This is a genomic window from Gracilibacillus dipsosauri (assembly GCF_003176895.1).
GTDB classification, from domain to species: Bacteria; Bacillota; Bacilli; order Bacillales; family Amphibacillaceae; genus Gracilibacillus; species Gracilibacillus dipsosauri.
In genome coordinates, this window is sequence record NZ_QGTD01000008.1 from 935,414 (window position 1) to 944,662 (window position 9,249).

The window sequence follows — 9,249 nt, forward strand, 5'->3', positions numbered from 1 at the left end:
CCTATGCTTCTGATTCCACTTCAATTAATGCTTTCACAATGTTTGTTTTGGTTACTCTGCCCACTACCTTTAGAAGATTTGGCTTATTATCTGTTTCCTTTACAACAGGTAAACTATCAATTTGATAATAAATCATTTTCCTCGCAGCCTCATAGACACTGTCCTCAGGTGTTACAGTGGTAACCTTTGGTTGCTTTGTCATAACAAGCTGGATAGGCATGGATGCTGCTTGCGCATTGCCTAGCGTAACCTTTAGTAAATCCTTTCGCGAAACGATTCCAGTTAAATGGTGCTCCTCGTCAACAACAATAAGCGTACCTACATCCTCTAAGAACAAGGATATCACAGCATCATTTACAGTAGTTGTCGCGTCAATGGTTACAGCCACTCCTTGAATGTCCTTTACTGGTGTACGATGCCACCAATCCGATCGTTCTAGTCGATTTAGATTTTTTTTCCCTAAAAAATATCCTACCTTAGGCTTTGCTTCAATATTACCTGTCATCACTAATACTGCCAAATCTGAGCGAATGGTTCCCTTGCTAACTCCTAGCATTTCAGCGATTTGCTCTGCCGTAATCGGTTCATGCTTTTTAAGTATTTCGATAATTTCTTGTTGCCTCTTTGTAAAGTCGATCATTCTCTTCCTCCTGATCCTTCCATCCCAAACATTTCCTTCTATCATCATACCATACTTTAATCAGGCTTTCTTAAGGGTATCGTAATTCTTAGAAAAACTTAACAGTGTCTTTCCTTGCACCAAAATGGTAAGGGATCGTAGAGATTTTAATAATAAAGCATAAGACTTCCTTCATCCTATATAATACAACATTATTAATATATGTTGTATTATATAGAAGGAAGCTTTTTATGTAAAGTTAATAAAGGTGGAACAAACAGTAAGAGAGAAGGAAAAAGCCGAACATTATGATTGTGTACTGTATCCACTCCATATAGAAAATTGTTCGGATTCTCGCTCTCCCTACTTAGTTATACCCAGCCTCGTCTATTAAATTTTTCGGAGCCAAACAGCCATTTCTCCCTTTCCTCTGTTCCCCCAAAAACTATATGGTATTGCCTTCCATTTTATTTGTTTCAACTCTGGTTCCCTATACTCTCTATATAAAGTGTCATTATCATTCACTTCTCTTACCCCACTTCCAGTTAAAGCTGGAAATCCTAATATTTGGAGATCATTTTCTTCTGTTATTGGTAATTTAGGATTAATGCATATGGAATGGAGTTGGCCACCATTATCTTTCTCTTCCAAACAATAGACAATTGGTCCTCGTTGTATTGCTACCTTTCCAACATTTTCGCGTACCTTAGGATGAGAGCTAATTACTTTTGGTGTCATATCAAAAGTTAAACAAATGGTGTCATTGTCTCTCCATTTTCGTTCCATTGTTATATATCCTCCGTTATCAATGACGACTTCTTGAAGCTCTCCATTTACCTTTAACGATGGACTGTTACTCCATTTAGGTTTACGCAGCTTTAAGGTCATCTGTACCTCATTCTCGGTAAAACAAGTAATTCTCACCTCACCGGTTGCAGGATAAGTAGTCTTTTGTTGTAAAACAATATTCTGTTTGTTGATCGTAAAATTTGTTTTATTACCAATATATAAATGATGATATATCGTATCCGATTTTTGAGTATATATATAGTTACCTAAAGAAGTTAATAATCTTGCCACATTCGGTGGGCAACAGGCGCAACCAAACCATCCTACTCGTTCTGACTCTACATGAACATGATCATGTCGATAGTCCGTTAATTCTGGTGCTACTTCTAATGGATTCACATAGAAATACTTCTTACCGTCCAAGGACATACCACTTAATACGCCATTATACAGTGCTTTTTCCAGTACATCTGCATAATCATTTTTTGCTTCTATTTGTAGCATTCGCTGGGCCCAAAACACCAAACCAATCGATGCACAAGTCTCTGCATAGGCAACATTATTTGGTAAGTCATAGTCAAGCGTAAATCTTTCCCCATGCCCTTGTGAACCAATGCCACCAGTAATGTACATTCGCTTTTGTGTTACATTTTCCCATAATTTTTCTAATTGAATCTTCCATTTTTTATTCTGTGTATATTTCACGATATCTGCTATTCCTGCATATAAATACACAGCTCTAACCGCATGTCCTTCAGCTGTTGTTTGCTCATTTAGTGGTTGATGTGCCTGATGGTAATCTAAGCCAAACCATTTATCCTGATGACCTAAGCCTAATGTTTCCTCTTCTAAGAAAACACTTGGTTGATTTCCTCTTTCTTCTACAAAATACCTACTTAATTCAAAATATCTCTGTTCTTGTGTTACCTCATATAGTCGGACCAAGGCTAATTCTATTTCTGGATGCCCTGGATATGTCTGTATTTTTCCCTGTTCTGGCCCAATTATTGTCATTATATAATCAACATATCGACAAACAATATCAATTAATGACTTTTTGCCTGTTGCATTATAATAGGCAACAGCTGCCTCAATCATATGACCAGCACAATAAAGTTCGTGGCCATGACTAATATCTGCCCATCTTTTCTCTGGCTCTTTTACTGTAAAATAAGTGTTTAAATAACCATCATCTTGTTGTGCTTTCCCTATTAGTTCAATTACTTCATCTATTGTTTGCTCGAGTTCCTTATCAGGGTGATAGATTAAGCTATAGCTAGCAGCTTCTAACCATTTGGCGACATCACTGTCTTGAAATACCATTCCTTTAAACTCTCCATCACTTAGTCCTGCAGCAATTTCAAAATTCTTTATGGCATGACTTGGTGCAGCATCCGGTATTTGATCATTTAATGCGTCCCACTGATATGGAATGATGATATCCTTTGCCAAATCAATTCTACCCTTCCAAAATTCATCCGTAATCTCGATATCTTTTAAGTTCAGTGTTTTCGTTTTTAATGCTTTCATTGTCGTCACCTCACTCTGTTTTGTAATCGCTTTCTAAAATAGTATAAACAATTCTATTATGTTCGTATAGAAATATGTTTGATATTTTTGAGCATAAGCGTTTACAATTTGATCATGTGAACATAGAATAGTCTTGGAAAATAATTTTCATACATAGGAGAAAACAACAAATGATTTTTAAAGAGAAAACAAATTACGTCTTATTATTGATTGTTATCTTTGGTGGTTTCTTGATATTTGGGGTCTCAGAAAATATAAAGGGACCTGCACTACCTGATATGCAGGTAGAGCTTAGTCTTAGTGACGGAAAATTAGGCCTACTGCTTGCGATTAATTCCTTTAGTTTTTTACTAGCATGTACATTTACCTCTTGGTTAATTAACAAAATCGGGGTGAAAGCTACGAGCATTCTAACCTTTGTAATAATGGCTGGCTCGGGTGTGTTAATCTATTTTTCTACTAATTTCCCTTCATTAGTTGGGGCCTATTTCATCCTATATTTAGGAAATGGTATGTTGGAAATTGGATTAGCTATTATTGCCGCCCGACTGTTTACTAAAAACACAGGGACCATGTTAAACCTCTCTCACTTTTTCTATGGTTTAGGCTCAACGGTAGCTCCAATTGTTGCTGCCCAAATCATGGGATGGGAAATTTCAGCTACTGTGTTAGGCTGGCGCGAAATGTATATGATCATGCTTGCCATATCCTTATTACCAATAATACCTATAGTACTTAGCCGATTTCCAAAAGAAGATGGTACCGAATCTGAAGATAGGACTTCTTTCAAAAAACTAGCTAAAGATCCTATTGCATGGTTAATTGTTTTCGCTTTAACAATGGGTGTAACGACTGAACTAGGGATGGCTGCTTGGTTGGTTAATTATTTAGTACGTGTCAGTGCATGGACGCTTGATGATGCATCCGTTATGCTCTCCATCTTTTTCTTTTCGTTCATGCTTGCAAGACTTTTGTTAGGTCCTGTAACAGATCGACTAGGATACACGTTTTCGATCATAATTTTTTCAGCATTTGCCGGTATTACTAGTATGCTTCCAATTTTTCTTGGCGATTCCTTCGCTATTCTCTTTGCAATTGCAGGATTCGGGATTGGTCCTATTTATCCAACAATGATGGCATTACTCGCGAAAAAATACACAAAAGGAACAGATACTGCCATTACCTTTACTGTTACCCTCATTGGAATTGGAACAGTTATCACTAATTTACTTGTTGGATATATTATTGAATTAGTAACTAACCTTTCGCTTAGATCAACCTATGAAGCTAGTAATCAATTAGGAATGCAGGCAGGCTATTTTTTCCTAGCTACTACGGCATTTCTATGTATGCTAACATGTATGGAGATTTATCGGAGGTTAAAAAAGGAAAAAAACTTGTTATAGCTTATTACTGCGGTTTGTGTGCTTTCGCTGATTAAAAAAATCCGGACTTTATCTCCTATCATTCAGATAAAGTCCGGGTTGTATTTTTTAGTGACAATATGTTTTATTCCGTTAAACTTTTTATTTGTATTTCTTCCACAGTTGCAGTTCCATTATCTAGAAGCTGGACTTGAGCGGTTATCGTATCACCTTTTTCTAAAAAAATGGACAGTGGAGCTTTGCTTGCGTTAACGGTGTATATGGTTTGATCATTTGTTAAGAGAAATTGTACCATTTGACCTTGTTCAGTGGAGGTTACCAATACACGATTGACTTCACCACTGCGTGTTTCCAATGTTGCTTCATCTGTCGCTCCAACATTACCAGGGTTCTGAAGGAGAGCCATACGATATGCATCCAATGTTGCTCTGGCGGTATCACCAAACACAGCAAAGTCAGAGTCATTTGCTTTGATATAAGCAAATTGCTTGTGTAAGCCGTTTGGATCTAGAACATTTACAACCCATGTCGGGTTCCCATCAATATTGTACAGTACTGGCATATATCCTTTCCAATTCTTCTCCGGATATTCTTTATTGACAATCTGCTTTGCTCCTTCACTATCCATTATGGCACTATTCTTTTGTCCACCAAAATATGTTAGTTCACCGGTCCTAGCATGTATGAGAGTATACCCTAGAGCAGAATCGATATTTTCCTTCGGTGATGTTAAATCAGTAAAGTAGTACATATCTCCATTTTCATCAAACATCGGTGTAACACCCGTCTCAGAGCCTGATTCATTTGGAATTTTTACATCTCTTTTTCCAAAAATACTATTTAACCAGCCATGAATATATTTACCAAAATATTTGTTTTCCAAGGTGGCTAATTCCGAGCTAATCGAGCCCTCAATAAATTCTGGTGCATCACTTGTTTTATACATATCCATCTCACCACTTTGCGGATCAATGACGACGACTCTTAATTGCTGCATGTCTGGTTTATTAGTAATGTGCATTGGTCGATATACAGTTTGTACGTACCATGGCTTTCCATCCTCGTCAACCTCAATCTGTGCTTCACCACTTTGGATATACTGTGGATATTTGTTATAAATCACGCGGTTAACATACTTATGAAAGTAACTACTGTTCGTATATTGCATGGAACTTTCGTGAAATTGAGGTTGGGCATTTACATTGGTTGCGGAAATAGTAAAATAACCTGCTGTTTCCTTCCCTCTAACAAACTTCCAAAAACCCGAGAATTCTACAGGTGCAACATACACAACCTCACCCTTTAATTGTTGTACTTGTAATTTCCCTAAATCATAGAACTGTGGATTTGGGACAACACTCATCGCCTTTTGAATTTTATTACGAGCAAATTCAGGAGCAACCGTTATGGGTGTTTCCTCTTTAGAGAGTGGCTTCGCCTCCTCTTGCTCAGCAGTGGAAATGGAATCATGTGCTTCATCCAATGACGTAATACTAACAATCATGACCACAACTATCGCTATTACTGCTAATCCAAGAATCGATATAACTGGTCTTAGTACACTTGTTTCAGCTTTTTCTCCTGGCTGAATCATATAAAGATACAAAGGTATAAGTACTATGGCAATAATCGTATTAGCAATTAACATGTTTGGAACCGTAATGGTTGGCATGACAAAATAATACACAATGGCTGTTATAACAAATCCAACGATAAACAAAATCAAACCTTGTTTAAATAGTCTAGAAGCATTTAGTTTTGATACGGTAACAGTAATTATTACCCCTACCATAAATAAAATCATTGACAATAATGTTGCAATTATAACCCCTATCATTCATTATCCCCTTTCTTTTTGTCTATAGTAGTTGTACGATTGAAAAGGTGAAAATGTTTCAACAAATTTTCTAAAAACCATCTTAAAAAGGTTCTGCTGTTCGAAAATAATAATTCTCTTCCTCTGTAAGAATCAATATCCCTTGGCGGTCTTTCTCAAGAAAAATACTCGCATCAATACCACTTCCCCATTTCGGGTTTACCTCGATAAGTTGATAGGGAAATTGTTTAGGAGTACCCTGTTCTGTGTGCAAATCTTCCTCTATCCAATAATAATCATCTGATTCCTCTAAATAGGCCGATTCTACCATTTCCATCAATTTACTAAGACTAACAGAATATTCTATTTTAGAGGTATCTACATTGATCACTTCCATATTACTCGTATCTGAGATAAATGTATGAATATCGCTTTTATCATAGATTTGACCATGTATAAGATTAGCAATTAAGGATAGAAACAAGAAAATATAATTTGCCCAAAAACCTAACCATGCATATGGTTTATACTTTTCCCATGAACCTCTTTTTTTCAAGAATAATGCTAAAATTAGTACTCCTAAAGGTATAACTGCGAAACTGATCGAATGGCTCCTAGAAACCCAATTAAGATCTAATGCTAGGAAGCCAATCAAAATAATAAAAACCAACTTCCAATTCTCTAAATCATCTGTCTTTTTTTGATAAATCTTAAAGGCAATGAACCCTATAATAGACCATGAAATGATCGTGGCAAACCATTCTATCAAATTGAAATGAATAAACATTTCATTCCTCACCCCGTTATATCCCAGTAATTCTAATTACTTTCATTATATCGTAATAACCAGTTTTCTAGAATTGTTTTTAGCTGAGGATGCAATGGCTTGTGGACGTTTTTCTTATATGCATTTTTTGCATCTAAGATATTTGGTTCTTCTGTTTCTTCTTTTAACATATGATCCATTGATTCGAGCTCATAGCACTGTGCATCTGCTACTAATTCCCTTATTCTATCTAATTTTTTAGCATCTGTTTGAATATCAACATTTCCAGTAACAGCTAGAACAGGACAGGTTAATTTCTTTAAATCGCCTAATAAATCATAATCAAAATGTTCCCTCAACCATTTAGCAGGTAATGGCATCATCTGCACTTTTATAATATCCTTATCCGAGTCTCTCATCTTCTTAAATAAGCGTTGGTTTTTTTTCTCTGCTTTTTCCGCTAAAGAGAAGGTACGAAATAACCAACCAGTAATATTTTTCTTCTCTTCTAATGCTTGGAAGCTTAGCTCTCTCTGACGTTTTGTTGCTTCTTCTAACGTCTCGCCCCCACCAGCTAACAGAATTAGGCCACCTACTTCTGTACTTGCTGCAACTGCTGTACCAATCATGGTCCCCTCACTATGTCCTAAGAGCAAAATATTTTCCAAACCGAAAGCTGGATCATTTCTTAAATGCTCGATTATAGCTTTCACATCCTGAATAGAATCATATAACCCTGTCGCAAGATGATTCCCTTCACTTTTTCCTACTCCTCTTTTGTCATAACGAAACGTTATAAAGCCTAGCTCTACCAAATAATCGGATAGATCTTTGTAAATATTAAAATTCACCTTTGGTTTAAGAACATTGCCATCACGATCGATTTTCCCCGAACCTGGAATAAAAATGATTGCGGTACCATTCAAGTTTTCTTTAGGCATACTAACAGTTCCAGATAATTGCACCTCACCGTTCATTATCAATTCTTTTTTTTGCATCGCTATCCTTCTCCCTTCATCGGTATCATAACTGTTGTAATCTTTCTTTTTTTTCTATTTTCAGTTGGCTCATTTGACTGATATTTTTGGTACACTTTTTTCAATTCATAGACAAACTCCTTAAACTCATCGTCAGACATATAATAAATCCCTTGTCGATAACTAACACCATCTGCTAAAAAATCATGATTACCCTGCTCTAAATAATTGCCAAAGTCTTGTACTGTATTGGAAATAAACGTAGTAAATAAATCTAAATGTTCCTCCTTGGATAAACTTTTTAGGTCATTTGGTGCGATACTATCAGCACCTTTTGCTAGACTATATACCCTTTCCATCGTACCTCTCTTCGGTATTTCTTTTTTTACGATAATCAAGCCTATATCATGCAAATATTTGATGTGACGGTACAAGGTTGCATGAGGAACATTGGGTAGAAGTGAAGCAAGTTGAGAGGCTGTAAGTTCTTTTCCTCCGGCTAATGTTTGAATAATTTCCATTCGAACCGGATGTAATAACTTTTTCCATTTGCTATTATCCATTTTCATTCTCCTCATCATTATTATCACTTTTAATAATAATATCATTTTTGATATTAGTCAATAGGTACTGAGTTAATTTTAGTAGTTAATCATATACGAGAAATACGTCAGAGAAGAGGAATTACTCAAATAAAAATGGCGGAAGATTTACAAGTGACACGACAAACAATTAATGCCATTGAAAAGAATAAATATAACCCTAGCTTGGAATTAGCATTAAAACTAGTGGACTATTTTGGTCTACCAATTGAAGAGATATTTTTTTAGAGGAGGACAAAAATTGAACAGCAGAAAAAGAAAAGAATTAGCTGCCATTTTCACAAGATGGATTCCGTTTTTTATTTATACATGTATTTTTATTGGCTCTGTATTAGGATCATTTCTTTATTATCTTTTTCAAGATGAATTTCCATATGAAGTAATAGTAGGTGGGCTTTTAGCATTGATTATTTTATCAATTATCGAAGTAATTAAGCAGAAACGAAAAAAAGACAATCTTCCTGAAGCTGATGAACGAATGTAATAACAGATAAATTTCCCAATAATTAATAATAACTTTTTAACTTTATCTAGTCACTAAAAGAGACAATGATACTCTGAACAATATCTCGCAAAAATATCCGCGCACACGCAAAAAAGCGGGAGCAACTTGCAATAATATCCACGCAGATGCAAAAAAGCAGGAGCAACTTGCAATAATATCCGCGCAGATGCAAAAAAGCAGAAGCAACTTGCAATAATATCCACGCAGATGCAAAAAAGCAGGAGCAACTTGCAATAATATCCGCGCAGATGCAAAAAAGC

The 9,249-nt window shown here is 35.9% G+C and carries 9 protein-coding genes; 3 read left to right on the forward strand and 6 right to left on the reverse strand.

Annotation, left to right across the window (positions count from 1 at the left end):
* Position 1 precedes the first annotated feature (1 nt).
* Positions 2 to 640 (reverse strand): helix-turn-helix transcriptional regulator, encoded by a 639-nt coding sequence (locus DLJ74_RS11700; protein WP_054859617.1) that lies wholly within the window; start codon positions 638 to 640, stop codon positions 2 to 4.
* A 369-nt stretch (positions 641 to 1,009) separates the two neighbouring features.
* On the reverse strand, positions 1,010 to 2,938 hold the full coding sequence (locus DLJ74_RS11705; protein ID WP_109984568.1) for a glycoside hydrolase family 127 protein: 1,929 nt from the start codon (positions 2,936 to 2,938) through the stop codon (positions 1,010 to 1,012).
* A 170-nt stretch (positions 2,939 to 3,108) separates the two neighbouring features.
* Between DLJ74_RS11705 and DLJ74_RS11710 the strand changes: the two genes are divergently transcribed.
* Positions 3,109 to 4,344 (forward strand): MFS transporter, encoded by a 1,236-nt coding sequence (locus DLJ74_RS11710; protein WP_109984569.1) that lies wholly within the window; start codon positions 3,109 to 3,111, stop codon positions 4,342 to 4,344.
* A gap of 103 nt (positions 4,345 to 4,447) precedes the next feature.
* Here DLJ74_RS11710 and DLJ74_RS11715 read toward each other — a convergent pair whose 3' ends face one another.
* From DLJ74_RS11715 to DLJ74_RS11730, 4 genes are all read right to left on the reverse strand, one after another.
* Positions 4,448 to 6,160, reverse strand: coding sequence for a DNA-binding protein (locus tag DLJ74_RS11715; RefSeq protein WP_109984570.1), 1,713 nt, complete (start codon positions 6,158 to 6,160; stop codon positions 4,448 to 4,450).
* Positions 6,161 to 6,242: 82 nt separating this feature from the next.
* Positions 6,243 to 6,926 (reverse strand): hypothetical protein, encoded by a 684-nt coding sequence (locus DLJ74_RS11720; RefSeq protein WP_109984571.1) that lies wholly within the window; start codon positions 6,924 to 6,926, stop codon positions 6,243 to 6,245.
* 32 nt (positions 6,927 to 6,958) lie between these two features.
* Positions 6,959 to 7,903, reverse strand: a complete 945-nt coding sequence (locus tag DLJ74_RS11725; RefSeq protein ID WP_109984572.1) for an alpha/beta hydrolase — start codon at positions 7,901 to 7,903, stop codon at positions 6,959 to 6,961.
* 2 nt (positions 7,904 to 7,905) lie between these two features.
* On the reverse strand, positions 7,906 to 8,445 hold the full coding sequence (locus tag DLJ74_RS11730) for a helix-turn-helix domain-containing protein (protein ID WP_181397519.1): 540 nt from the start codon (positions 8,443 to 8,445) through the stop codon (positions 7,906 to 7,908).
* 75 nt (positions 8,446 to 8,520) lie between these two features.
* Between DLJ74_RS11730 and DLJ74_RS11735 the strand changes: the two genes are divergently transcribed.
* Positions 8,521 to 8,712, forward strand: a complete 192-nt coding sequence (locus tag DLJ74_RS11735; protein ID WP_109984574.1) for a helix-turn-helix transcriptional regulator — start codon at positions 8,521 to 8,523, stop codon at positions 8,710 to 8,712.
* 13 nt (positions 8,713 to 8,725) lie between these two features.
* Positions 8,726 to 8,968, forward strand: a complete 243-nt coding sequence (locus tag DLJ74_RS11740) for a hypothetical protein (RefSeq protein WP_109984575.1) — start codon at positions 8,726 to 8,728, stop codon at positions 8,966 to 8,968.
* Positions 8,969 to 9,249 lie beyond the last annotated feature (281 nt).